This is a genomic window from Cytobacillus oceanisediminis (assembly GCF_007830235.1).
In the GTDB taxonomy this organism is placed as follows: Bacteria; Bacillota; Bacilli; order Bacillales; family Cytobacillaceae; genus Cytobacillus; species Cytobacillus oceanisediminis.
The window spans coordinates 52,109-74,325 of record NZ_VLKI01000018.1 but is presented as its reverse complement, the minus strand read 5'-3'; the positions used below and the strand labels follow the sequence as shown (position 1 = coordinate 74,325).

Below are 22,217 nucleotides of genomic sequence, written 5' to 3'. Positions count from 1 at the left end.
GCTGTGTATCGATTACACAGCTTTTTGTATGGGTAAATTAAGTATTAGTAAAAACAATAGGCTATTTTGTGAATTGCAGGAAGAGGCGGTTTACTTCCCTGGCGGTTTCCGGTCCGGCAATTTTGGCAATTTCCTTTATTAATTTTGTCCGCTCGCGATCTTCGAAGATATTTATTTGCTTTCCTCGCAGGTAGCCAGCAATCTTTTGTGCCTGCGGTTTTGTAATGCTGATGTTGAATTGCTCTCCATATTTTAATAATTCTTCTGCAGTAATATTGCTCAATTTATGATTTATGATGTTTTCAAAAATTTTCATCCTCATCACTCCTCCCCTGTACTGTATGAGGGAAGAAGGGAAATCGTGACAGTTTTTCTTTACCGGCTGTTAATTTATAAAAATCCTGTTTTCTTTACTTTAAAGGCAAGTTCCTGTATACTTCTTTTGTAAATCGGAATGATTCTTAATATTACGGGTGATAAAAATGGCAGAGCCAATAATAGAAATAAGGCACGTTTCTTATCGATATGAAAAAGAAAATGTTCTTGAGGATATAAATTTAACCATACATGAAGGGGATTTTCTCGGCATTGTAGGACCAAATGGTTCCGGTAAATCCACCTTGATAAAACAGATATTAGGTTTGCTGAAGGTTCAAAAGGGGAGTATTAAGCTTTTTGGACAGGAAATAAACCGTTTTAAGGAATGGCAAAAAATAGGATTTGTTTCGCAAAAGGCCAATTCATTTAATACAGGTTTCCCAGCAACTGTCTTTGAAGTTGTATCCAGCGGACTTACAAAGAAGCTCGGGCTTTTTAAGTTTTTTGGAAAAGCAGAACATCACAAAGTACTGCAGGCGATTGATTCGGTGGGCCTGCTTGAATTTGCGAAACGGAATATTGGAGAACTTTCGGGCGGACAGCAGCAGCGGGTTTTTATTGCACGTGCATTAGTGAGCGACCCGAAGCTGTTAATACTTGATGAACCGACAGTAGGAGTGGATGCAAAAAATGTCCAATCCTTTTACGAAATGCTTGAAGACTTAAACAAGAAATTTGGAATTACTCTTTTGCTGGTTACACATGACATTGGGACAATCTCGGATAAGGTCACTCATGTTGCCTGCCTGAACAAAAATTTGCATTTCCATGGAAATACAGCAGAATTTGAAAGCTTGAATATTAGTGAGATGTCGGAGATTTACGGCCATGATGTCCATGTATTGACCCATAATCATGACCATCACAACCACGGGGGAACAGTCCGATGATAGCAGGGGTTTTACAATACGAATTTTTGCAAAATGCATTTTTAACTGGAATCATAATCGGAATAATCGCACCCTTGCTGGGCGTTTTTATCGTTGTCAGAAGGCTGTCATTAATTGCTGATGCTTTAAGTCATGTAACGCTTGCCGGAATTGCTGCCAGTCTTCTGCTTGAGAAAAAAGTGCTTGGATTGAGCGGGTTAAACCCCCTTTATATGGGGATGGCTTTTTCAGTCGCTGGGTCTTTGTTTATTGAAAAGCTTAGGGCTGTTTACAAGCATTATCAGGAGCTGGCAATTCCCATTATATTGTCAGGGGGAATTGGACTTGGCGCAATATTTATTTCCTTGGCCGACGGGTTCAATACAGACTTATTTAGTTATTTATTTGGAAGTGTAAGTGCGGTAAGCCGTCTAGATTTATGGACCATTTTAATCATTAGTGTTTTTGTTATTGCACTTGTTATTTTATTGTATAAAGAATTATTTTTGCTGTCTTTTGATGAAGAGCATGCAAAAGCATCCGGCATAGCAGCAAAGAGTGTTCATTTTATTTTTATTATCATGGTGGCTTTGGTTATTGCTGCCTCTATGAGAATTGTCGGTATCCTTCTGGTTTCCTCTTTAATGACATTGCCGGTTGCAGCAAGCATAAGGATTGCCAAAGGCTTTAAACAAACTATTTTCCTGTCCATGCTGTTTGGTGAAGTTTCCGTTTTAGGCGGATTGACGATTTCTTATTATATTGATCTTGCGCCGGGAGGAACAATTGTCATTATTACAATCCTCATACTGATTATCACCATTCTGGTAAAGAAGATTTCAAGCATGAGGCCGGCCTAAAAAAATTTAACAAAAGAGGAATATTTGAAGGCACTATCGAACAGGTTGTTTCCGGTTAGGCAAAAGCTTTGATTGTTAAGAGCAGGAACACGAGGTGAAAAGAATGAATGTAAATGAAGCAATGCAGCTTTTAAAAGATAAAGGCTATAAGCATACAGGAAAAAGGGAAGAGATGCTTCAGCTTTTCGCTGATAGCGATAAATATTTAACTGCCAAAGATGTTCTGGAAAAAATGAAGGACAACTACCCTGGGCTAAGCTTTGATACAATATACAGAAATTTATCATTGTTTGTGGATTTGGATATTTTTGAGATGACAGAGCTTTCGGGAGAAAAACACTTCCGATTTACATGTTCACATGAGCATCATCATCATCATTTTATCTGTTTGGACTGCGGAAAGACTAAAGAAATTGAAGCTTGTCCCATGAAACAGGTTCAAGAAAACCTGAAAGGCTATGATGTCTCCGGCCACAAGTTTGAAATATACGGAAAGTGTCCGGAATGTTTCTAAATCACGTACAAAAAAGCATGGGTGCTAATAAAAGCTCCATGCTTTTTATATATGGTGAATTTATTTTAGCCAGTTGTCTACCCATTTATAAGCTTCATGCCAACTGCTGACCCTTATGACTCCATTTGGGACAGGGTCTTGATTATAAGGGGTATCGAATAAAATGACAGGGATTTTGCAAGCTTCATGAATCATGACAGCATTATCATGTTTATCTTCAAGAAAGATGTCTACCTCAAACTTCTTTGCTGCCTGAATTTTATCATGTGTTCCAATCAGCTCAATGTGATCAAATTCTAAAGCGTTCTCCAAAAACCATTCTTCTGTTATTTGCTGAAGATGTGAGCCGCGTGCACTAATAAAATATAATTCATGAACTTGTCTCCATTTTGTCAGGATTCCTTTTGCCCCTTCTGCAAGGGGAGATCCCCTGTAAATTACTGGTTCATTTTCTTTAAACCATTTCGCAAATTCTTTTTCGGATATATCCACAAGTGGAGTTAAATCATATTGCTTAATATCATCCAGGGTTATATTCAGGTTAAATGCTTTATTTAAATATGGAATCATGGATGATGGACATGTAACCGTGCCATCAATGTCAATTCCAAAACGCTTCTTCATAATAGTTGCTCTCCTTTAAATACATATATCCCTTATCTTAACAAAAGTCCCGTCCATGCAAAAGAGCAATGGCTCTAATGCTGTTCTGCCAGGCATTAATTGATAGTCAAACATTAACATCTTAAAAAGAACACATATCGCAAACACTATAAATGCTCCATTAAGTAATACTTTTGCAAGGAACACAGTAAAGAAAGCGAGGGATCATGATGGCAGACCAAGAGCGCACCAATGAAGAGTACGATCTTCGCCATAGCGAGCGAATTGGGGAAGCTAATACAGATTATGATTATACAGAAGAAGCCTCTGCTGAAATCGCAGCGCCTGGTGTCTATGACAGGGCGATGGACAGGGAAGAAGCTAATGCAGATTATACAGAAGAAACCTCTGCTGAAATCGCAGCGCCTGTTGTCTATGACAGGGCAGTGGACAGGGAGGAAGAAAACGAAACTGCTACTGCCGGCAGGGGAGTCGGATACGCCGCCCTGGCATTGTCCATTCTATCTCTGTTTGTATTGCCGGTTCTGTTTGGAGCAACAGGCATTGTCCTTGGTTTTATAGCCCGCCGAAGAGGATCAGAAACCCTTGGCAACTGGGCCATAGGAATTGGAGCCATTTCGATTATTGTTGGCATGTTTATCTTGCCGTTTTTTTAAGCAAAGTAAAAAGCCTGGCATCTTCTGGCCAGGCTTTCTTTTTATGATTGGATGCTTTCACCTTTGATTTTTTCTTCTTCTTGTTTTGCGAAGTATTCTTCAGCAATTTTATCTATTTCGATCTTCAGTTCATCCACCATTGTTGCTTCAGGAACCTTCCTTACAATCTGGCCTTTGCGGAATAGAAGACCTTCACCGCGGGCACCGGCAATGCCGATATCAGCCTCTCGTGCTTCCCCTGGACCATTAACCGCACAGCCCAGTACTGCCACCTTAATCGGTGCTTTAATCTTTTGGATATATTCTTCCACTTCATTTGCGATGCTGATTAAATCAATTTCAATCCGTCCGCAGGTTGGGCAGGAAATCAGCGTGGCTGCATTCGATGACAGGCTAAATACTTTTAGAAGCTCGCGCGCTACCTTTACTTCTTCAACAGGATCAGCACTTAATGAGATTCTTAAAGTATTACCGATTCCTTTGCTTAAGATTGCTCCAAGGCCGGCAGCACTTTTAACAGTACCGGCAAAAAGTGTGCCTGATTCTGTAATTCCCAAATGTAATGGATAGTCAAAGGCTTTTGCCGCTTTTTCATATGCTTCAATTGCCAGATTAACATCCGAAGCCTTCATTGATACAATGATGTCATGAAAGTCGAGGTCTTCTAGAATCTTGATATGATGAAGGGCGCTTTCGACCATTCCATCGGCAGTAGGGTACCCGTACTTCTCTAGAATCCGTTTTTCAAGGGACCCAGCGTTCACGCCAATACGGATTGGTATTCCTTTTTCCTTTGCCGCCTTAACAACCGCTTCCACTTTTTCGCGTTTGCCGATATTGCCGGGATTGATCCGAATCTTATCTGCCCCGCCTTCAATTGCTTTTAAAGCAAGTTTATAGTCAAAATGAATATCGACCACAAGCGGTATATTTATTTGTCTTTTAATATCTGCGATTGCATTTGCCGCCCTTTCATCCGGGCAAGCCACACGGACAATTTGGCAGCCGGCTTCCTCAAGCCTTTTAATTTCAGCTACAGTAGCTCCCACATCATGTGTTTTAGTCGTGGTCATACTTTGGATGAACAGCTCATTGCTGCCGCCAATGGTTAAAGGCCCGACTTTAACAGGCCGTGTTTTAGTTCGATGTATAATATTACTCAATGGAGATTCGCTCCTTTTTATCTATTCATATAACAGCATGGAAATTTTGATGCTGATAAAGAAGGTTCACTTTATTGTATCAATGAACCGATGCGATTGACAAGAATGATGATAAAGATTAGTTGTTCTTATTATATTTCGGAAACTTATAGGTTTTTCCTGATTTAATTTCTTCTGGTTTCATGCCGCTGTTTAATTTAGAGAAATCTGCCACAACCTCATCTATGCTGACAGGGATTGGCCCATCAAGATTTAACTCCACAATCGAAAGAACGGTCTCTCCAGGGCTCACTTTTTTTTCAAAAAAAGACATACCGGATTCAGCCGGCTGTGTGCTGGCCTCTAATACTTGTTCTTTTCCAGCAGGGAGTGTGCCTTGGCTTAAGTCATAATAAATAACATAAATAACAAGAACTGAAAGCAGGATTCCAGCGATTCGCTTCATATTGGCCTAACCCCCTGTAATTAGCGTATTTACCCAATATGTATGCTTGTCCTATAATGGATAGAACGTAAAAACCAGAAAAAATTTCACCCAACTAAGAAAACAAAAAAACGCGCCAAAATGGCACGTTTTATTTCTGCGTTTGTTGTGAAACTTCTTTGACAGCAAGCAGGAGAATGATCAGCGAGACAAACCAGTTTATGAAAGCTCCATTCGGTACAGCAGTCTGCAAGGCTGCCATAATTGTGAAAAAGACAGTCGGCAAGGTGATGCTATAGGCAGACATTCGCCATAAATGCCGGTATTGCAAATTTTTCCCTAAGGCATTTTTAATAAGAAGGCCAATTAAGGCGAGAATGGATATCTCAATAAACCTTATCCCAGCAGTAAAAATATAAATGACAATCGCAATCAACGGGATAATAATGGGTACTAGAGATTTAGCAGAAACCAAATAGTCTGATAAGCTTTCTCTTGTAAGTGTGCCATTGGTTAGCATCGAATAAGGATAGGATTGTTCCTGCCCCGCAGCAATTATGTATAGATCATTTTTGAGAAGGGCGATTGTATTGTCGCTGTTTGAAAAGGCAGATGGCTTTACAGTTCCTGTAGAATCCACAATAATTGCAAAGCCATTTTGGTTAATGGTAACAGGCGCTTCTTGATCAGTAAGCAGTTCTCCGTCTTTGATCTGGAAATCCGGCAAATCGCTATCAATTGTTTCGTCTATAGCATTTAAGCTATTTACTATTGCTGTGCTGGAATAAAAAACGGTTGGAATGATGGATAACAGGGTAAGGAAAAAAACATATAGTATTGTTTTCCCAATTCCTTGAAAGCGGAATAAAGTTATATCTTTGGGAGAATATAAGCTTTTATAAAATTGCTGAAAAATATTCATTTTTGACACACCCTTATAAAGATTCATCTTATTAGTTTAGCCACATTATGCGGTCTCTACAAGTAACTCAGCTTATTTAAAATTAGCAAGGGATTCTTTTTATTTGTAACATAAATGTAATATTTAAAAGAAATGTTAAGCTATTGTAAATTTGATAAAATAAATCTTTACTTTTTATTCACTTTTCCTTAATAATTGTATGGGGTTTGATGAATCATGTCGAATAAACAGTTATAGGGGTTGAAAAATTGTGGAACTAGACGTTCAACAAATGCTTTTTGAGTTTCTTGGCGGACTTGGTATTTTCTTATATGGAATCAAGTTCATGGGTGATGGACTGCAAAAGTCAGCTGGTGACAAGCTGAGAGATATTCTGGATCGCTTTACGACAAATCCGCTAATGGGGGTATTAGCAGGTATTGTTGTAACAGTATTACTTCAGACTAGCAGTGGTACAACTGTTATTACAGTTGGACTAGTTAGTGCCGGTTTCATGACACTCCGTCAAGCAATTGGGGTAATAATGGGTGCCAATATTGGTACAACTGTTACTGCATTCATTATTGGTATTGATATTGGTGAATATGCCCTGCCAATCATTGCAGTTGGTTCAATACTTCTGTTTTTCTTTAAAAATAAAAAAATACACAATTTCGGGCAAATTGTTTTTGGTTTTGGAGCACTTTTCTATGGATTGGAACTAATGAGCGGCGGTATGAAACCATTACGCAGTTTAGAGGCTTTCCATGATCTTACTGTAAGTATGAGTTCAAACCCGGTTCTTGGAGTAATCATTGGTACTGTATTTACAGTGATTGTTCAAAGCTCTAGTGCGACAATCGGTATCCTGCAAGGTCTTTATGCTGAAGAACTTGTTAATTTGAATGCTGCCTTGCCGATTTTATTCGGTGATAATATTGGTACAACGATTACGGCTGTCTTAGCAGCTATTGGAGCATCCGTTGCAGCGAGAAGAGCTGCTGCTACTCATGTCCTGTTTAATTTAATAGGAACAACTGTGTTTTTATTACTTCTAAAGCCTTTCACATTGCTAATTGAATCTTTAGCGGTTAATTTAAACCTTAATCATGAGATGACCATAGCGTTTGCTCACGGAATTTTTAATACTACAAATACGCTTATACAACTTCCTTTTATTGGAATTCTTGCTTTGATTGTAACAAAGCTTATACCAGGAGAAGATTCGGTTGTAGAATACAAAACAAAGCATTTAGACCCTGTTTTTATTGAGCAATCACCTTCTATCGCTCTTGGTCAATCAAAAGAAGAAGTATTGCGAATGGGTCAATTTGCTGTGCGGGGACTTGAGGAAACAAATCAGTTCTTAAAAAATAAACAGCAAAAGCATTCTGAAACGGCTTATCAACTTGAAGATGCCATTAACAATTTAGATCGCAAAATTACAGATTATCTAGTTAAACTTTCAACAAGCTCACTTTCAGTTCATGAGTCTGAAGAACATACAGTTCTGATGGATACTGTCAGAGATATTGAGCGAATCGGTGACCACTTTGAAAATATTATTGAGCTTGCGGAATACCAGCAGGCAAACAAAGTTAAAGTTACTGAAAATGCAATGGATGATCTTGATGTAATGTTTAACCTTACTATTTCGACGGTTAAGGAAGCTCTTCAAGCGCTGGATCATAATGATAAAGAAATAGCAAGACAAGTGGTTGAGAAAGAAGAAGAGATCGACAAAATGGAAAGAAAGCTTCGCAAACAGCATATTCTTCGTTTGAACGAAGGAATCTGCTCCGGACAAGCAGGCATTGTGTATGTTGACATTGTCAGCAATCTTGAGCGAATCGGTGACCACGCTGTGAATATTGCGGAAGCTGTTTTAGGAGAAGAATAAGTGGTAAAATAAGCAAGGGGAATTCCCCTTGCTTTTTGTTTATTTTTAACGCATTTTATAAAAAGGGTGCTGAGGATGGAAATTATTTATTGGACTTTAATTATTATTTTATTTGTTATAGCTTTTGCTGGGTTGATCTTCCCAATTATACCCAGTGTGCTGTTTGTTTTGGGCGGATTTATTCTTTATGGCGTTCTCTTTACTTTTGAGTCCTTTAATTGGCTGTTTTGGACCATCCAGTGCCTTTTTGTTGTTTTACTTTTCGGGGCGGATTATATAGCCAATATGATTGGGGTAAAAAAATATGGAGGCTCCAAAGCCGGCGTTTGGGGAAGTACAATTGGACTTTTAATAGGACCGTTTGTGATTCCGGTGTTAGGAATTCTGATCGGGCCATTCCTGGGCGCGATCCTTGCTGAAATGGCGGTAAATAGAAAAAACCTGAATGATGCAATAAAAATTGGATTTGGTTCTGTTATAGGATTTGTCAGTAGTGTAGCGGCAAAAGCTGTTGTTCAAGCAGTAATGATTTTTTATTTCTTGATCGTGGTACTTTAAATAATTCATAGGAGGGAACAGTCATAAGGCTTTGTTATGGCTGTTCCTACTTTTTTTAATTGAGTTACTTAATTCACTCCGCATATTTCACTCGGGCAGTTTTGGCAATCTGTTTCCCGCTTTAAATAGCTCAGATCTTTAATTATAATTTTTTGCCCGTCATAAAGAATAATTTCCTCTTCCCTTAGTTCCTTCAGCATTCGCTGAATGACTTCCCGTGTACCGTAAGTAAGGTTAGCCAATTCCTGGTGGGTTAAGGGCAAATCAATTAATATCCCGTCATTCACGCTTATGCCATATCGGCTGGCAAGTCTTATTAAAATAGAGTACAAACCGCCTTTTTTTCCATTGATCATTAGATCCTGGCATCTTAGCTGAGACTTAATATACCTTGAACTCAGCCATCTTGTAAGATAGCTCATTGCCCGCATGTCGCCCAACATGAACTCTTCAAAATCTTCTTTTTTAATCTGAAGGAATTTGCATTCTGTTATGGCTTTGGCATGGAAATGGTATTTTGGCGCCTCCTTAAACATTTGATATTCGATTAATACTTCTTCGCCGTCCAGGATTTTTAAAGTGAATTCCTTTCCTTTTCGATGGGATCTTCCTAAAGCCAAACTGCCTTCCAATAGGAGGTAGATATTTTTTACCCTCTCACATTCCTCAAAAAGAGTGTTTCCTGGTTTTACTTTTAAAATTTTTCCTTTATCGATAAATCGCTGCAATAAAAAACTGTAAAGCGAAATTCTGAAGTCATCCATGATATCACTCCTTTTCTTCCTACACTTTGATTTAAAGAAAATACCGAAACACTGTCAATCAGGTGAAAGGGGGTGTAAGAATGAAATAAAATCTAAACGTTAAAAAATGGTTGATACAGTGCACTTCTAAACACTATTGACGAATTTATGAAAGTTGCACCAGGAGATGGTTTTTGCAGTCATTTTATCTATGGATAGAGGGTTGCAAGAGGGAATTTGAATAATAAAAAATAAATGGGCAATTGTATATATGTAGCAATGCTTTTTGTTTGAAACAAAAACCCAACTTTGGTAATCTTAAGCTAAAGATCTTTAGAAACATTCTAATATCAGAATTTTGTAAACGATTGAATGTTTCGGGATCTACTAAACCAGATACATAGGGAGGAATTTTTAATGGCATTCGAACTACCGCAATTACCTTACGCTTATGATGCATTGGAGCCAAACATCGACAAAGAAACGATGAATATCCACCATACAAAGCATCACAATACTTATGTAACAAACCTGAACAATGCTTTGGAAGGAAACGAAGAGCTTCTTTCTAAAACAGTCGAAGAAGTTGTTTCCAACTTGGATGCTGTTCCTGAAGCTGTTCGCACTGCTGTCCGCAATAACGGCGGAGGCCATGCAAACCATTCATTATTCTGGCAGGTTATTTCTCCAAATGGCGGAGGAGAGCCTACTGGTGAGCTTGCTGACTCGATTAACAGCAAGTTCGGAAGCTATGATAGCTTTAAAGAAGAATTTGCAAAAGCTGCTACAACTCGTTTTGGTTCCGGCTGGGCTTGGCTTGTTGTGAACAATGGCCAATTAGAAGTAACAAGCACTCCTAACCAGGATTCTCCTTTAATGGAAGGCAAGACTCCGATCCTTGGTCTTGATGTATGGGAGCATGCTTACTACCTGAACTATCAAAACCGCCGTCCTGAATACATCAATTCCTTCTGGAATATTGTAAACTGGGATGAAGTTACCAAGCGTTACAGCGCTGCAAAATAATAAAAGGTTAAACACGGCAGGAAATCTCTGCCGTGTTTTTTGTGTTTCTCGCCAATCTTTAAATCATTGCATAAGCACACTAACTTTGTAGGAGACTACCCTTTAGAACCAAAGGGGAGTTTTTTTATGAGCAGATTCAAAAAACTGATCGGAGATGTGGACTTAACAAGAGATTTAAAATTGCTTCTGATTATTGGGGGGCTTTATTCCTTAAGCGCTGCCCTTTCAAATACATTTGTAAATATTTATCTATGGAAGCAATCTGGTGAGTTCAGCGATCTTGCACTATACAATTTGTCCATCGTGGTTATGCAGCCCTTAACGTTTATTTTGGCGGGGAGATGGGCTAAGAAAATTGACAGGGTTATTGTATTAAGAATAGGTGTAATCTTTTTGGCATCCTTTTACCTGACAGTGCTTTTCATTGGTATAAATGCTTCGAAATTTCTGGTGCTGCTAGGTGCTCTGCTGGGTGTTGGATATGGTTTTTACTGGCTTGCGTTCAATGTGCTGACTTTTGAAATAACGGAGCCGGAAAACAGGGATTTCTTCAATGGCTTCCTTGGAATACTCACATCCGTTGGCGGAATGATCGGTCCGATTGCAGCGGGTTTCATTATTTCAAGGATGGAAAAGTTCACCGGCTATTCGGTTATTTTTGGGATTTCTCTGACGCTCTTTTCAATAGCCGTCTTTTTAAGCTTTTTTCTAAAACGGCGGCCTGCAAATGGGAGGTATTGGTTTAGAAGAATCCTTTCTGAACGAAAAAACAACCCGAATTGGCGAATGATTACCAACGCCCACTTTTTTCAGGGGCTGAGGGAAGGCACATTTGTTTTTGTTATCTCGGTATATGTATTTATTTCAACAGGGAGTGAACTTGCCCTTGGAACTTACGGGCTGGTTAACTCGGGCATTTCCTTTATGGGATATTTTCTGGTATCAAGGCTTCTAAAAAAGCAGTATCGGAAAAGGGCGATATTAATCGGCGGATTGTTATTGTATGCCGCCATATTTTTTATCATATTTGAAGTTACTTATCCCAAGCTGCTTATGTATGCTGCAACTATTGCCGTAGCATATCCGTTATTGCTGGTCCCTTATATTTCTTTAACTTATGATGTTATCGGCCGAGGCTGGAAAGCTGCGGAAATGAGGATAGAGTATATAGTTGTCAGGGAAATCTTCTTAAACTTGGGACGAATCGTTTCTATTTTGGGCTTTTTGGCAGCTGTAACTTTTTTTAATGATGAAAAAAGCATCCCAATATTACTTGTATTCATTGGTGCTGGACATGCTGTAATTTATTTTTTCGTCCGGAAAATACATTTTCAGTCGACATGAGAGAGGCCAGCCTCTCTCTTTTTTAGTGGAAGGATAGTATTTCCAACATTTTATTTGTGTCGAAAAAAGGTTCTTTATAGAATTAATTGCCGATTTCTTTTAGAATGGTAAAAGAGACTTTTTTAAAGGAAGTGTGCGATACCTTGAATAGAAAGAAAAAAAAGAAGACCCATGTTCCTTTTCGACTGAATATGCTCTTCTTTGTTGTTTTTTTATTGTTCTCAATGCTGATCCTCCGGCTGGGGATGGTTCAGATAGTCTATGGTGATGACTACAAGCGTGAGATTGAAAGAACGGAAGATGTTACAGTCAATAGTCCGGTTCCTAGAGGGAAGATGTTTGACCGAAACGGGAAGGTGATTGTTGACAATACTCCGCAAAACGCAATTACCTTTACAAATAACGGTTACAAACAGGACGAGATGCTTGAGGTAGCTGAAAGGCTTGCCCAGCTCATAGAAATAAATACAAAAAAAGTCCAGGAACGCGATAAGAAGGATTATTGGATTATAAAGAATCCAGATGAGGCAGAAAAGAAGGTATCTGAAAAAGAAATAGAAGCACTTAAGAAGAAGCATGAAGGAGAGCAAAAAGAACTTGATAAAGCAATTTATCAGCTTACATTGGACCGGATTACGGAAGAGGAATTGAAAGAACTGAAGGAACAAGACTTGAAAGTTCTTGCAATATTCAGAGAATTTACGAGCGGCTATGCGTTAACACCGCAAATCGTAAAAAATAAAGATGTTACCCCGGAAGAGTTTGCGGTTGTAAGCGAGAATCTCCAGCTGCTGCCTGGTGTTGATACCACAACAGATTGGGAAAGATATTATGCTTTTGGCGATACTTTAAAATCTGTTCTTGGCAAGGTGACAAGTTCCGACGAAGGGATCCCTGCTGAACAGCTTGAGTATTATATGGCTCGTGACTATAGCCGCAATGACAGAGTTGGAAAAAGTTATATTGAGATGCAATACGAAGAGGTGCTGCACGGACAAAAGGCTAAAGTAAAAAATATTACCGATAAAGCCGGAAACGTCCTGGAAACTGTGCCGATCACGGATGGTCAAAGAGGAAAGGACCTTGTGCTAAGCATCGATATGGATCTCCAGAAGGCAGTTGAGCAGATCATTGAGGAAGAACTGCGCGCTGCCAAAGCTTCTCCTGGTACTGCATTGCTTGACCGGGCATATGTTTTGCTAATGGATCCTCACACTGGGGAGATTCTTTCAATGGCCGGAAAAAGAATTGTGAAGGATGAGAAGACCGGCAAGTCAGAAATGCAGGATGATGCACTAGGCAATATTACTACTACTTACAATGTTGGTTCTGCCATAAAGGGAGCGACCATTCTTACAGGGTTTAAGGAAGGAGTTATTCAGCCTAATTCCGTCATTTATGACCGTCCGCTCCAAATTAAGAACACACCAGTGAAGAAATCATGGAAAAACTTTGGTCCGTTAAATGATATCAATGCGCTAAAGTATTCTTCGAACGTTTATATGTTTGAGACGGCCATACGAATTGGAAACGGTGAATATAAATTTGACCGTCCACTGCCCCTTGATCCTAAAGGCTTTGATACGATCAGGGATTCTTTTGCACAATTTGGTCTAGGAGTCCGGACTGGAATTGATTTGCCGAATGAACAAACAGGCTTTAAAGGAATGAGTACTATGCCTGGTTTTATGCTTGACCTTGCAATAGGCCAGTATGATACGTATTCCAATATGCAGCTTGCACAATATGTTTCTGTCATCGCCAATGGCGGAAATAGAATGGAACCACATATTGTTAAGGAAATCCGTGAACCGTTAATGGAAAACAACGAGCTCGGACCTATTGTGGAGGAAATGGAACCCAAAGTGCTTAACCGGGTTGAACTTGAAAAAGGCTGGATGGAACGGGTGCAGGAAGGCTTCCGCAGAGTTATGCAAGAAAAAGGCGGAACGGCTTATACCTATTTCGCAGGCAAAGAATATAAGCCGGCAGGAAAGACTGGAACTGCAGAGGCATTTTATGATGGTCCTGAAAGAAGCAAATTTGGCAAGGAGCCTCCTGAGGTGATGAATCTCAGCCTTGTCGGCTATGCACCATCTGTAAATCCGGAGGTAGCTATGGCTGTACTGGTTCCGTGGGCTTATCAAGGCGGCCGGGATCACGGAGCAAACAAGAAAATTGGCGAACGTGTACTGGATGCCTACTTTGATCTTAAAAAAAATCGCCATGAAGAAGGCAAAGACAGCGAAGATCCTGTCCAGAAAGTAGAAAATATTAATGAAGTTCTTGAAGGGCAGGAAGATGTACGCGAAGAAGAAGAAAATGAATAAGTATGGCTATACTGTCTCCCGTTTGTACGGGAGGCAGTTTTTTTTATGAAGAGTTCATGTATTTGAAGCTGGCTAAACTGGAATGCTAAATTAAACGTTATACCTCTATTTCGACATATTTACACATTAATCGCCAACATTTACAAAAGCTTTACAATTAGTTAAAACCGCGTTAACAGTAAACCCTTATTCTATTACTCGTAGGACAAAACAACCAATTTTCTTAGGGGGAATTCAGGAATGAAGAGTCTTAAAAAAATGAGCCTGTTTTTAATGCTTGCAGCTGTGATGGTATTTACTGCAGCTTGCGGGGGCGGAGATACAAATGAAGGTGCAAATGGAGAAAACGGTGAAGAGCTTGAAGGCAGCGTAGTTATTGACGGATCTGGTACAGTTTATCCTTTTATGGCACGCATGGCTGAGAACTATATGGGAGAACAGGAAAATGTCTCTGTTGAAGTAAGCCGCTCTGGAACTTCAGCTGGCTTCAAGAAATTCCTTGCAGAAGACGGAACAGACTTTAATGATGCTTCCCGCCAAATTAAAGATGAAGAAAAAGCACAAGCGGAAGAGCTTGGCATTGATGTACAAGAAATGAAGGTTGCTTTAGACGGTATAACAATTGTAATAAACAAAGAAAATGACTGGGCTACAGAGCTTACACAGCAAGAGGTTATTGATATCTTCCTTGCAAGTGCCGGCAAGAAAAAGTGGTCGGACGTTCGCGCTGACTTCCCGGATGAAGAAATCCAAACTTATGGCCCGAATGAAAACCACGGTACTTATGAATTCATGTTTGAAAATATCCTTGGAGAACAAGATCTTCCTGAAAACATTAACTTGCAGCAGGATTACTCAACTCTTGTAGACCTTGTGTCTAAAGATAAAAATGCAATTGGATTCTTTGGATATGGATACTACGATAGCAATAAAGACAAGTTATCCGCTGTTAAGGTTGACTTTGGCAACGGCCCAGTTGAGCCATCATTGGACACAATTAAAGAAGACGGCGATTATGCTCCTTTTACACGCCCTGTATTCACATACTTGAATACAAATATGGCTAAAGAAAAGCCGCAAGTGCTTGATTACGCTATTTATACAATGGAAAATGCACAGGATGTTGCAGCAGAGACTGGCTTTGCCCCATTATCTGATGAAGATGTCCAAGCTTCTCTAGATGCTTTAAACGGATTAAAGTAAGATTTTAAAAGTGTTGAACATGGGAAGATGAGAAGTTAACCTTCTCATCTTCTTGTTGGTGTTAAATGTTAATTTGGGTTTCCCTTGGGTAATATAAGCTAAAGAGTTCTTCCTTGGATGAGAAGGATGAAAGGGGTTTTACACTTGGCAAAAAGCGCTGTTCACGGTAACAACAAAAAGTTGAATGTACGTGAAATCATACAGGAAAAGAAAAAATCTCGAAGCGTTAATAACGTTACGGAAAAATTAATACCAAAAATTCTATTTGGAATAGCAGCAATTTCTGTACTAACAACTATTGGAATTGTACTTACTTTACTAACGGAAACAATCGCCTTTTTTAAAGACGTTCCTTTTATAGATTTCTTTACAGGCACAAAATTAAAGCCATTAGGGGAAAATGCAGTCTTTGGAGTAGTGCCGCTGTTGACTGGTACAATTATTTCATCTGCAATTGCCATGCTGGTAGCCATCCCAATCGGACTGATGACCGCTATTTTCTTAAGTGAATATGCGTCAGAAAAATTAAGAAGAATGTTAAAGCCTCTTCTTGAGATTCTGGCAGGTATTCCTACTATCGTTTATGGGTTTTTTGCCTTTACATTTGTAACGCCAATATTAAGGTCTATTATTCCTGGCCTTGAACCAACCAATATTCTAAGCCCTGGGATTGTAATGGGGATCATGATCATCCCGATGGTAGCGTCATTATCTGAAGATGCGATGAGTTCGGTGCCAAATGCTATGAGGGAAGGTGCTCTTGCATTAGGTGCAACAAAGCTGGAAGTAACCTGGAAAGTAGTGGTTCCAGCCGCAATTTCAGGTATCATAGCTTCCTTTGTACTCGGAATTTCGAGGGCGATTGGGGAAACCATGATCGTCACCATTGCGAGCGGAAGTTCAAAAAACTTTACCTTTGACGTGACTCAATCCATGCAGACGATGACTGCTTATATAGTAGAAGTAACAGGCGGAGAAGCTGCGGCAGGTACAACTTTGTATTACAGCCTTTATGCAGTTGCTATGACATTGTTTGTATTTACGCTAATTATGAATCTTATCGCTCAGTATATCTCTCGCAGGTTCAGGGAGGAATATTAATATGAAGTATGTTGACTCAACTCAAGTGCATAAAAAAATGGGCAGCCGCCTATTTGCCAATAACCTGGCAAAAACACTCTTCTTTTTGGCAACATTGTTTGGCCTAGTTGTATTAGTTATTTTGATTTATCGGGTCCTGGCAGATGGATTAGGATGGATTAACTTTGATTTCTTGACGAATAGGCTATCAACCGATCCAGAAAGAGCGGGAATCTGGGGAGCTATATTGGGAACATTATGGCTTATGCTGGTTGTCGCTCCTGTAACGATGATTTTAGGGGTAGGTACAGCTATTTATCTTGAAGAATATGCCGCCAAGGGACGTATTTCCTCATTTATTAAAACGAATATCTCCAACTTGGCAGGTGTTCCATCCGTTGTTTTTGGTATCCTTGGATTAACTGTTTTCGCAAGGGCATTGGATTTGGGTTCTGTAGTACTTGCGGGCGGCTTGACTATGGCGCTGCTCGTTCTTCCAGTCGTTGTAGTGGCCAGCCAGGAAGCAATCCGGGCTGTGCCTCAATTTTTAAGGGAAGCCTCTTATGGAATGGGTGCTACAAAGTGGCAGACCATTAAAAATGTAGTTCTTCCCGCGTCCTTGCCGGGAATTCTTACTGGAGTTATTCTGGCGCTATCCCGTGCTATTGGTGAAACAGCACCGCTGGTGGTAATCGGTATACCGGCATTGTTAATTCCTGTTCCGGACGGAATCTTTGACAAATTTACCATTTTACCGGTGCAGATTTATTATTGGACAATTGACTCGGCTCTTGTAGCTGAATACGCAAACCTTGCAGCAGCGACAATTGTTATTCTATTAATTGTTTTGTTCGCGATGAACTCAATTGCCATTATGATTCGGAATAAATTTCAAAAAAGATTTTAGTCTGGGAGGTTTTATAAAATGCCTGTAATGACAGAAAAAGCAAATCCAAATGTAAAAACAGATAAACTAAACGCGGGAACGAAAGAAAACAAGAAGGTTGTTTATAATACGAAGGATCTTAACTTGTGGTATGGGGAAGGCCATGCTCTAAAGAATATTAATTTGGCTATTAATGAGAATGAAGTAACAGCCATTATTGGACCTTCAGGCTGCGGTAAATCAACCTATATTAAAACGTTAAACCGGATGGTTGAATTAGTGCCTTCTGTAAAGATATCCGGAGAAATTTTATACCGTGAACGAAATATCCTTGATAAATCGTTTAAAGTGGAAGACTTAAGAACAAGTGTAGGTATGGTTTTCCAAAAGCCAAATCCGTTTCCTAAATCCATTTATGAAAATGTAGCATATGGTCCAAAAATACACGGAATCCGCGATAAGAAAATCCTTGATGAGATTGTTGAAAAAAGCTTAAGGGGCGCAGCAATCTGGGATGAAGTAAAGGACCGTTTAAACCAGAATGCATACGGCCTATCTGGCGGTCAGCAGCAGCGCCTTTGCATAGCACGCTGCTTGGCGATTGAACCGGATGTCATCTTAATGGATGAGCCAACATCTGCCCTTGACCCGATTTCGACGTTAAAGGTAGAAGAGCTTGTGCAGGAACTAAAAGAAGAATTCAGCATCATCATCGTTACACACAATATGCAGCAGGCTGCCCGTATCTCTGACAAGACAGCATTCTTCTTAAACGGTGAAGTGATCGAGTTTGCCGAAACAGACAAGATCTTCTCAACCCCTTCAGACAAACGAACTGAAGATTATATTACAGGACGATTCGGCTAATTTCTTAAGCGTAAAATCATTGAAAATTAATTCATATCGAATAGGATGAAGGGGGATAAAAATGATGGCAGTACGCGAAAGATTTGAATATGATTTACAGGAGCTGCAAAAGAAACTTCTTGAAATTGGGAACTTTGCGGAAGAGGCCCTGCACAAAGCGATTGAAGCACTTGAAACTCAAAATATTGAATTGGCTCTTCAAATAATGGATGACGATTCCCACGCAGATCTGCTGTACGAGGAAATTAATGATTTGGCTATTCTTCTAATTGCTAAACAGCAGCCTGTTGCGATCGACCTCCGCCGCATCATCGTGGCCATTAAAATTGCAACAGATATAGAGAGAATTGCCGATTTTGCAGTTAATATTGCGAAATCTACCATTAGAATTGGTTCTGAACCTCTAATTAAGCCGATTGAGCATATTAAGCAAATGCATCAGATTTCAACAGAAATGCTTCGTTTATCTTTAGAAGCCTTCAATGATGATGATATAGCCAAAGCAAAAAAGGTAGCAGATATGGATGATCAGGTAGATGATTTATATGGTGAAACAATCAAGGAATTGCTGCAGATAAACCTTCAAAAGCCTGAATTTTTGCCGCAGATAACCCAGCTTTCCTTTGTTTGCCGCTATTTGGAAAGAGCTGCTGACCATGTAACAAATATCTCAGAACATATTTTCTATATGGTTAAAGGACGTCAGTATGATTTGAATAACTAATCACTAAAAAAGCTAAAAGGTATTGTCCTTTTAGCTTTTTGTTATTTTTTTGGCGATATCTTTGTAGCTCATCTGATTATTCAATTCAAACGTGCCCAGCTGTACTTTTTTGCTGTATCCGTATTCATCCAGATAATTGCTAAACTCGGCAGCATCATCCACGATGTTTTCCTTTTCAAGCTGTTCCGCTATTTCTCTGGGGGTCATGCCGCTTGCAATTTTAAGATGATAGGCTGTGGGAGATTCTGGCGGATGCTTTTCAGTTTGTTCCTCACTATTGGCCGCGGTTTCCTTGGAATCCTCGTGCAGTGGCTCCAGCAAACTTGCATGCTCCTCTTCTGTTAATACAATATAACCCTCACGTATTAAAAATTCCTTTGCAGATGATTCATCCAATTTTGCATCTGCTGGCAGATCATCCGTATTGAAAAAATAAGCAGAGCCCATAATCAAAACCGAAATCAATACTCCAAAAGCAAATGCCCGGGTGTTCCTCTTATTCATAGCCCTGGCCTCTATACTTCATTTCAGTTTGAATTGCTTTAACTTCTTGAGTGGAAAGTGAGGATTGTCTCGCGATTTGGTCAACGGATAACCCTTGCTGGGTAAGCAGTACTACCTGGTTCTTTATTATTTCATGCACTTCCCTTTTCTCAATGGGCGGAGGAGTGCTATTAACAGAGAATGGCGGCTGGAAACTATCGTCAGCTACCAGCAGCTCCTCCTCCAAAACCTTTAGCTTCTGCTTGATCTGGTACAATTCCTGAATCTGCTGAATGGATATTTGGTCTATTTCTTCCCGTATTTCTTTATAGGGATCTTTTAAAAATATCGAAATAAAGAATAAAGCAATAGATATACCCAACAGTGCCAACATGATGTATTCCAAAAAAGTCACCTCATATTCTTTTGAACAGAAATATTTTACCACCATTGGCGACAAATTTCGATAATCAATCCAAAATCTTGGAAAAATTAAGTTTTTTTGTCGCTGGTTCCCGGAAAAAATGTCGAAACGCAGCCTTAAAAAACTCGTAAAATTTTTTTCCGCTCCGATACTCCTGCTATATAGGCTCTCGCAATAAGCGACAATTTCCGTTCATTGTAGCAAGCCTGTTTCAATGCTAACATTAAGTTAGAAAAAAAGTCATAAAATTTCGCCTTTGTTCATATATTCGTGGTTTTCTAAAATGAATGCTTAATGATATAGAAAATTGAAAACAAGAGGTGCCGGTATGATAGATGAAATTATTAAGCTACGCAGGAGGGGCCTTTCTTTCCGAAAAATTGCCCGAGAGCTTGATACGACGGTGGGCAAGGTGCAATACCAATGGGTGAAGCTGGTTCAAAACAAAGCTAAACGCAGCAGGGAAGAGCCATTTCAAACCAAATCGCCTTATCAGGGTACGGATAAAAAGAATGCTTCTATAATTGAAGATAAGATTAACTTAACTCGCATATCAGATGAAAAGATTAAGGTGGATTGGGAGCTTTCTATTTATAAAGAAAATATGGTTGCACAGTATTTTAATAGGCCCATCTCCTCTTGGAGAAAGGCATTGCGAATCTATGATGTAACAGGAGTTATTTTTGACGGTGGAAATGCCCAGAGCGACCATGAAGTGGTTCTCCCAGACCATCATACGGAATGGATCTTCAAAGGATTAAAACCCAACAGGGTCTACTGTATAGAAATGGGAATGAAGCTTACAGAAAATAACTTCTTCCCTTTGCTCCGTTCAGACGCTTTGTATACAACGGAAACAGGATTTGAAAATATCTCCAGGCCCCAAGAGAAAATCCAGAAGCCAGCCGAATGGTCAGATAGCGTGAGTACATACACATATTATGAAACTGTAAGTGAAGGAGAAGGATAAATCATGAATGAACCAATTACTGCCGAACCTAAAGAATATGTGCAGAATGATGGGATGCCAAAAATCCTTCTCCTTACGTGGGAATATCCGCCTAATGTGGTGGGCGGCTTATCAAGACATGTACACGGACTGGCTGGAGGGTTGAACCAAAAGGGTTACGAAGTCCATGTGCTGACTGCAAATCCAGGAAACCTTCCAAGCTACGAAAATAATGAGAGAATTCAGGTTCATCGTGTCAGCCCGCTTAAAGAAAAGGACCATAACTTTCTGCACTGGATATTGGGTTTGAATCTGGCAATGGAACAAAAAGCCAGAGAGCTGTCATCCTATCATGATTTCGAGCTAATCCATGCCCATGACTGGCTTGTAGGAGCCTGCGGACTATCATTAAGAGAGAGCCTTAAACTGCCTTTAATCACAACCATTCATGCCACAGAGCATGGAAGGAATAATGGAATTTACACAGAGCTTCAAAAATTTATACACGAAAAAGAAGAGCAGCTGGTGAACGGCTCAGATCGAGTGATTGTTTGCAGTGAATATATGAAGGAAGAATTGATTCAGCAATTTAGTATAAGCAGTGAAAAAATGGCAGTTATAGCTAATGGGATTAACAAAGAAGTTCAATTGGAGAATCCTCAAAGCATACTTGCAGGCCTTCCAGTAAGGGATAGCGGCAGGCTGATTTTCTCTATTGGCCGAATGGTAAAAGAAAAAGGCTTTGATACCTTGATTGAGTCTGCAGACAGGATGAAAGAAAGATTTCCGGATGTTTATTTTATCATAGCGGGAAAAGGGCCAATGCTTGAGACATATAGGAAAAGAACCAAAGAATTGCAATTGGAGAATCTCATTCATTTCCCGGGTTTTATAAATGACATGCAGCGTTCGGCTTTATTCCGTAAGTGTTCTCTTGCAGTTTTCCCAAGCTATTATGAGCCTTTTGGGATTGTTGCACTTGAAGCAATGATATCGGGCAGACCTGCAGTAGTCTCCAACACCGGTGGCTTGAAAGGGATTGTGAAGCATGGTTATTCAGGACTGCTCATGACTCCAGGTGATCCATCCAGTTTTGCCGAGCAGGCTGCTCATCTGTTGGAAAATGATGATATAGCCAATACGATTGGGGCCAATGGAAAAAAGGTAGCTGAAAGTCTGTTCAGCTGGGGCCGCATTGCGGAAGAAACCAAAAGAGTATTTGAAGAGACACTAATCAGCCAGAAACTTGAAGATTTGGTATGAATTTTATCAGTTTGCAATACCAGTTTTAATTTAATGCTGCCAAGCCAT

General features: G+C 39.7%; 24 protein-coding genes. 16 read left to right on the top strand and 8 right to left on the bottom strand.

Features of this window, described 5'->3' with window-relative positions; all coding sequences use genetic code 11:
* Nucleotides 1-61 precede the first annotated feature (61 nt).
* The gene (locus IQ19_RS21725; protein WP_144545029.1) at nt 62-316 is read right to left on the bottom strand and encodes a DUF2624 domain-containing protein; all 255 of its coding nucleotides are present in this window, start codon (nt 314-316) and stop codon (nt 62-64) included.
* Nucleotides 317-482: 166 nt separating this feature from the next.
* On the opposite strand from IQ19_RS21725, the gene IQ19_RS21720 reads away from it, so the two are divergent.
* The 3 genes from IQ19_RS21720 (at nt 483) to zur (ending at nt 2,621) form a co-directional block, all read left to right on the top strand.
* Nucleotides 483-1,268 (top strand): metal ABC transporter ATP-binding protein, encoded by a 786-nt coding sequence (locus IQ19_RS21720; protein WP_144545028.1) that lies wholly within the window; start codon nt 483-485, stop codon nt 1,266-1,268.
* Complete coding sequence (locus tag IQ19_RS21715) at nt 1,265-2,107, top strand: metal ABC transporter permease (protein WP_144545026.1); 843 nt, start codon at nt 1,265-1,267, stop codon at nt 2,105-2,107. The genes IQ19_RS21720 and IQ19_RS21715 overlap by 4 nt, the downstream gene beginning before the upstream one ends.
* A gap of 103 nt (nt 2,108-2,210) precedes the next feature.
* Nucleotides 2,211-2,621 carry a zinc uptake transcriptional repressor Zur gene (gene zur / locus IQ19_RS21710; RefSeq protein ID WP_144545093.1) on the top strand — a complete coding sequence of 137 codons (411 nt, stop codon included), beginning with the start codon at nt 2,211-2,213 and terminating at the stop codon, nt 2,619-2,621.
* A 60-nt stretch (nt 2,622-2,681) separates the two neighbouring features.
* On the opposite strand, the gene IQ19_RS21705 is transcribed toward zur, so the two are convergent.
* A complete protein-coding gene (locus IQ19_RS21705; RefSeq protein WP_144545024.1) occupies nt 2,682-3,245 on the bottom strand; it encodes a 5' nucleotidase, NT5C type in 564 nt (187 codons plus the stop codon).
* A 209-nt stretch (nt 3,246-3,454) separates the two neighbouring features.
* Between IQ19_RS21705 and IQ19_RS21700 the strand changes: the two genes are divergently transcribed.
* Nucleotides 3,455-3,901 (top strand): DUF4190 domain-containing protein, encoded by a 447-nt coding sequence (locus IQ19_RS21700; RefSeq protein ID WP_394137637.1) that lies wholly within the window; start codon nt 3,455-3,457, stop codon nt 3,899-3,901.
* 41 nt (nt 3,902-3,942) lie between these two features.
* Here the strand turns inward: IQ19_RS21700 and ispG are convergent, their stop codons facing one another.
* The 3 genes from ispG to IQ19_RS21685 form a co-directional block, all read right to left on the bottom strand.
* Nucleotides 3,943-5,055: a flavodoxin-dependent (E)-4-hydroxy-3-methylbut-2-enyl-diphosphate synthase gene (gene ispG, locus IQ19_RS21695; RefSeq protein WP_199749525.1), complete on the bottom strand. Its 1,113-nt coding sequence runs from the start codon at nt 5,053-5,055 to the stop codon at nt 3,943-3,945.
* 127 nt (nt 5,056-5,182) lie between these two features.
* Entirely contained in the window at nt 5,183-5,509 is a 327-nt protein-coding gene (locus IQ19_RS21690; protein WP_144545019.1) for a hypothetical protein, read from the bottom strand.
* Nucleotides 5,510-5,639: 130 nt separating this feature from the next.
* Nucleotides 5,640-6,410, bottom strand: a complete 771-nt coding sequence (locus IQ19_RS21685; protein ID WP_144545017.1) for a DUF1189 domain-containing protein — start codon at nt 6,408-6,410, stop codon at nt 5,640-5,642.
* A 250-nt stretch (nt 6,411-6,660) separates the two neighbouring features.
* On the opposite strand from IQ19_RS21685, the gene IQ19_RS21680 reads away from it, so the two are divergent.
* Together IQ19_RS21680 and IQ19_RS21675 are read left to right on the top strand one after the other, a co-directional pair.
* Nucleotides 6,661-8,289: a Na/Pi cotransporter family protein gene (locus tag IQ19_RS21680; RefSeq protein WP_199749520.1), complete on the top strand. Its 1,629-nt coding sequence runs from the start codon at nt 6,661-6,663 to the stop codon at nt 8,287-8,289.
* 75 nt (nt 8,290-8,364) lie between these two features.
* A complete protein-coding gene (locus IQ19_RS21675; RefSeq protein WP_144545013.1) occupies nt 8,365-8,847 on the top strand; it encodes a DUF456 domain-containing protein in 483 nt (160 codons plus the stop codon).
* Nucleotides 8,848-8,915: 68 nt separating this feature from the next.
* Here the strand turns inward: IQ19_RS21675 and IQ19_RS21670 are convergent, their stop codons facing one another.
* Nucleotides 8,916-9,611, bottom strand: a complete 696-nt coding sequence (locus IQ19_RS21670; protein WP_144545010.1) for a Crp/Fnr family transcriptional regulator — start codon at nt 9,609-9,611, stop codon at nt 8,916-8,918.
* 396 nt (nt 9,612-10,007) lie between these two features.
* Here IQ19_RS21670 and IQ19_RS21665 point away from each other — a divergent pair, with 396 nt between their 5' ends.
* The 8 genes from IQ19_RS21665 to phoU all read left to right on the top strand — a co-directional run bounded on the left by IQ19_RS21665 (nt 10,008) and on the right by phoU (nt 19,050).
* Entirely contained in the window at nt 10,008-10,616 is a 609-nt protein-coding gene (locus tag IQ19_RS21665; RefSeq protein WP_144545008.1) for a superoxide dismutase, read from the top strand.
* 126 nt (nt 10,617-10,742) lie between these two features.
* Complete coding sequence (locus tag IQ19_RS21660; RefSeq protein ID WP_144545006.1) at nt 10,743-11,960, top strand: MFS transporter; 1,218 nt, start codon at nt 10,743-10,745, stop codon at nt 11,958-11,960.
* A 143-nt stretch (nt 11,961-12,103) separates the two neighbouring features.
* Nucleotides 12,104-14,290: a peptidoglycan D,D-transpeptidase FtsI family protein gene (locus tag IQ19_RS21655; RefSeq protein ID WP_144545004.1), complete on the top strand. Its 2,187-nt coding sequence runs from the start codon at nt 12,104-12,106 to the stop codon at nt 14,288-14,290.
* A gap of 240 nt (nt 14,291-14,530) precedes the next feature.
* A complete protein-coding gene (locus IQ19_RS21650; RefSeq protein ID WP_144545002.1) occupies nt 14,531-15,493 on the top strand; it encodes a PstS family phosphate ABC transporter substrate-binding protein in 963 nt (320 codons plus the stop codon).
* Between the two features lie 126 nt (nt 15,494-15,619).
* The gene (gene pstC, locus IQ19_RS21645; RefSeq protein WP_144545000.1) at nt 15,620-16,594 is read left to right on the top strand and encodes a phosphate ABC transporter permease subunit PstC; all 975 of its coding nucleotides are present in this window, start codon (nt 15,620-15,622) and stop codon (nt 16,592-16,594) included.
* Between the two features lies 1 nt (nt 16,595).
* Entirely contained in the window at nt 16,596-17,480 is an 885-nt protein-coding gene (gene pstA, locus IQ19_RS21640) for a phosphate ABC transporter permease PstA (protein ID WP_144544998.1), read from the top strand.
* Nucleotides 17,481-17,507: 27 nt separating this feature from the next.
* The gene (pstB, locus tag IQ19_RS21635) at nt 17,508-18,326 is read left to right on the top strand and encodes a phosphate ABC transporter ATP-binding protein PstB (protein ID WP_394137635.1); all 819 of its coding nucleotides are present in this window, start codon (nt 17,508-17,510) and stop codon (nt 18,324-18,326) included.
* A 64-nt stretch (nt 18,327-18,390) separates the two neighbouring features.
* Entirely contained in the window at nt 18,391-19,050 is a 660-nt protein-coding gene (gene phoU / locus IQ19_RS21630; protein ID WP_199749524.1) for a phosphate signaling complex protein PhoU, read from the top strand.
* A gap of 30 nt (nt 19,051-19,080) precedes the next feature.
* On the opposite strand, the gene IQ19_RS21625 is transcribed toward phoU, so the two are convergent.
* Nucleotides 19,081-19,554, bottom strand: a complete 474-nt coding sequence (locus tag IQ19_RS21625) for an endolytic transglycosylase MltG (RefSeq protein WP_144544991.1) — start codon at nt 19,552-19,554, stop codon at nt 19,081-19,083.
* Complete coding sequence (locus IQ19_RS21620) at nt 19,547-19,948, bottom strand: hypothetical protein (RefSeq protein WP_338422696.1); 402 nt, start codon at nt 19,946-19,948, stop codon at nt 19,547-19,549. The genes IQ19_RS21625 and IQ19_RS21620 overlap by 8 nt, the downstream gene beginning before the upstream one ends.
* A gap of 337 nt (nt 19,949-20,285) precedes the next feature.
* Between IQ19_RS21620 and IQ19_RS21615 the strand changes: the two genes are divergently transcribed.
* Nucleotides 20,286-20,927 carry a DUF4912 domain-containing protein gene (locus IQ19_RS21615; protein ID WP_144544989.1) on the top strand — a complete coding sequence of 214 codons (642 nt, stop codon included), beginning with the start codon at nt 20,286-20,288 and terminating at the stop codon, nt 20,925-20,927.
* Nucleotides 20,928-20,930: 3 nt separating this feature from the next.
* Nucleotides 20,931-22,169: a glycosyltransferase family 4 protein gene (locus IQ19_RS21610; protein ID WP_144544987.1), complete on the top strand. Its 1,239-nt coding sequence runs from the start codon at nt 20,931-20,933 to the stop codon at nt 22,167-22,169.
* Nucleotides 22,170-22,217: the final 48 nt, after the last annotated feature.

Coding starts and splice junctions, on each gene's coding strand:
- IQ19_RS21700 (WP_394137637.1), top strand. CDS start 3,455: ATGGCAGACCAAGAGCGCACCAATGAAGAGTACGATCTTCGCCATAGC.
- IQ19_RS21690 (WP_144545019.1), bottom strand. CDS start 5,509: ATGAAGCGAATCGCTGGAATCCTGCTTTCAGTTCTTGTTATTTATGTT.
- IQ19_RS21670 (WP_144545010.1), bottom strand. CDS start 9,611: ATGGATGACTTCAGAATTTCGCTTTACAGTTTTTTATTGCAGCGATTT.
- pstB (WP_394137635.1), top strand. CDS start 17,508: ATGACAGAAAAAGCAAATCCAAATGTAAAAACAGATAAACTAAACGCG.
- IQ19_RS21660 (WP_144545006.1), top strand. CDS start 10,743: ATGAGCAGATTCAAAAAACTGATCGGAGATGTGGACTTAACAAGAGAT.
- IQ19_RS21665 (WP_144545008.1), top strand. CDS start 10,008: ATGGCATTCGAACTACCGCAATTACCTTACGCTTATGATGCATTGGAG.
- phoU (WP_199749524.1), top strand. CDS start 18,391: ATGGCAGTACGCGAAAGATTTGAATATGATTTACAGGAGCTGCAAAAG.
- IQ19_RS21650 (WP_144545002.1), top strand. CDS start 14,531: ATGAAGAGTCTTAAAAAAATGAGCCTGTTTTTAATGCTTGCAGCTGTG.
- IQ19_RS21615 (WP_144544989.1), top strand. CDS start 20,286: ATGATAGATGAAATTATTAAGCTACGCAGGAGGGGCCTTTCTTTCCGA.
- IQ19_RS21685 (WP_144545017.1), bottom strand. CDS start 6,410: ATGAATATTTTTCAGCAATTTTATAAAAGCTTATATTCTCCCAAAGAT.
- pstC (WP_144545000.1), top strand. CDS start 15,620: ATGAAAGGGGTTTTACACTTGGCAAAAAGCGCTGTTCACGGTAACAAC.
- IQ19_RS21625 (WP_144544991.1), bottom strand. CDS start 19,554: ATGAATAAGAGGAACACCCGGGCATTTGCTTTTGGAGTATTGATTTCG.
- pstA (WP_144544998.1), top strand. CDS start 16,596: ATGAAGTATGTTGACTCAACTCAAGTGCATAAAAAAATGGGCAGCCGC.
- IQ19_RS21610 (WP_144544987.1), top strand. CDS start 20,931: ATGAATGAACCAATTACTGCCGAACCTAAAGAATATGTGCAGAATGAT.
- zur (WP_144545093.1), top strand. CDS start 2,211: ATGAATGTAAATGAAGCAATGCAGCTTTTAAAAGATAAAGGCTATAAG.
- IQ19_RS21715 (WP_144545026.1), top strand. CDS start 1,265: ATGATAGCAGGGGTTTTACAATACGAATTTTTGCAAAATGCATTTTTA.
- IQ19_RS21725 (WP_144545029.1), bottom strand. CDS start 316: ATGAAAATTTTTGAAAACATCATAAATCATAAATTGAGCAATATTACT.
- IQ19_RS21720 (WP_144545028.1), top strand. CDS start 483: ATGGCAGAGCCAATAATAGAAATAAGGCACGTTTCTTATCGATATGAA.
- IQ19_RS21675 (WP_144545013.1), top strand. CDS start 8,365: ATGGAAATTATTTATTGGACTTTAATTATTATTTTATTTGTTATAGCT.
- IQ19_RS21705 (WP_144545024.1), bottom strand. CDS start 3,245: ATGAAGAAGCGTTTTGGAATTGACATTGATGGCACGGTTACATGTCCA.